Consider the following 1,794-nt stretch of genomic DNA (forward strand, 5'->3'; position numbering starts at 1 on the left):
GTGATGACGATCCCGGCGAACAGTTTGCTGTAGCCGCGCTGGGCCGGGGCGCTGAGCTCCAAGGCGGCCAGCTTGGGCAGGATGTGGGCCGGGAATTCGGCCTTGTTCCACCAGTCCGTGGCGAACGGGGCGACCTCGGCGGCCAGGAACTCGCGCAGCTGCGCCAGCTTGGCCCGCTCCGCCGTGCTGAGCAGGGCTTCGTAGTCGAAGAAGTCCGCCGTGGGCAGCCCCGCCACAGAGGGTGCGGCCACTGTCGGTGCGGCCAGGGCCGCCGTGGCGGCCGGCCCTGTCGCGGTCACTTCGGCAGCGGCCATCTCAGACCCGGTCATTTCGGGCCCATGCGGATGGCACCGTCGAGGCGGATTGTCTCGCCGTTGAGCATGGCGTTCTCCACAATGTGCGCGGCGAGGTTGGCGTATTCGGCCGGGCGGCCCAGCCGTGAGGGGTGCGGCACCTGCTGGCCCAGGGAGTCCTGTGCCTCCTGGGGCAGGCCGGCCATCATGGGAGTCTCGAAGATGCCCGGCGCGATGGTGACCACCCGGATCAGCGAGCGCGCGAGTTCACGGGCAATCGGCAGCGTCATGGCGGCGACGGCACCCTTGGAGGCGGCGTAGGCGGGCTGGCCGATCTGCCCGTCGAACGCAGCAACGGAGGCGGTGTTGATGATGACGCCACGTTCGGGGCCGCCGAGTTCCGTGGCGGCGGGCTCGGTGGCTGCCATGGCGGCCGCGGCGAGGCGGATCACGTTGAAGGTGCCCACGAGGTTGATCTGGATGACGCGGTTGAAGGCCTCCAGCGGAAGGACGCCGCCGCGGCCCAGGACCTTGCCGGGGGTGGCGATCCCCGCGCAGTTGACCACGATGCGCAGCGGGCCCAATGCTGAGGCGGCGTCGACGGCGGCCTGCACCTGCGCCTCGTCCGTGACGTCGGACGGGACAAAGACGGCCCTGCGGCCGCCTCCGGCAGCAGCTTCTCCAGCGCCGGCAGCGGCGGATGCGGTCAGTTCGGCGGCAAAGGCGTCCCCGGCGGAACCCGGCAGGTCCACGAGGACCACCGACGCGCCGGCGTCGAACAGGCGCCTGGCCGTGGCCGCTCCGAGACCGGAGGCCCCGCCCGTGATCAGCGCGACAGTACCCTTGATGTCCATCCATCCTCCTTGATGTGGAACCGAACCCCGGCGGCGAAGCCTCGACGCGGGCGGCGCCTGCAGAGGCGGCCCGCGGGGAACATTAGTTAGTGAATGTTAACTGGAATGCGGCCAATGCGCACCTTTGGGCCGCACACGCCGAGCGCGCAGTCACAGTCGCGGGCCGGACGGGCTCCCGCGATTACGCTTGAGCCATGACCCGAGCCGACGCCTCCGCCCCCAACTGGTCCTTCCGTGCGGACGAGGCCGCCCGCTCAGTGACCAGGCTCTTCGGGCAGCAGCTCTTCTTCCTCCCCGGGACCCACATCGCCGCGATCCTCCGGCCCTCGGGCCGGCTGAAGAACCTGTCCCGGCCCTGGCACTACTGGTGGCAGGCACACTACCTGGACTGCCTCGTGGACGCCGGCCGCCGGGAACTGGGGCCCCCCGGGCATCCGGGAGCCAAGTTCGACGGCGAGAACCGGCCCAGCGCCGGCCGGCTCGCCTCCCGGCTCGTCACAGGCATCCGGCTGCGCAATTTCCTCACCGTGGTCAACAACTACTACGACGACATGGCCTGGCTGGCCCTTGCCACGCTCCGGCTGGACAAGCTCGCCGAGGACACCCGCAAACACACCGGCCGGGAGCGCAACGCCAAGGTCCTGCAA

2 protein-coding genes and 1 pseudogene are annotated in these 1,794 nt (G+C 70.5%); 1 reads left to right on the forward strand and 2 read right to left on the reverse strand.

Annotated elements, in window-relative coordinates; all coding sequences use genetic code 11:
* Positions 1–236: acyl-CoA dehydrogenase family protein (locus LQV45_RS29750; protein ID WP_374208330.1), on the reverse strand; the 236-nt coding region annotated here is incomplete at its 3' end.
* 89 nt (positions 237–325) lie between these two features.
* Positions 326–1,147, reverse strand: coding sequence for an SDR family NAD(P)-dependent oxidoreductase (locus LQV45_RS29755; protein WP_230010733.1), 822 nt, complete (start codon positions 1,145–1,147; stop codon positions 326–328).
* A 194-nt stretch (positions 1,148–1,341) separates the two neighbouring features.
* On the opposite strand from LQV45_RS29755, the pseudogene LQV45_RS29760 reads away from it, so the two are divergent.
* Positions 1,342–1,794: pseudogene (locus LQV45_RS29760) on the forward strand (glycosyl hydrolase); the annotation flags it as partial.

Source organism: Microbacterium sp. Bi128, from assembly GCF_918698205.1.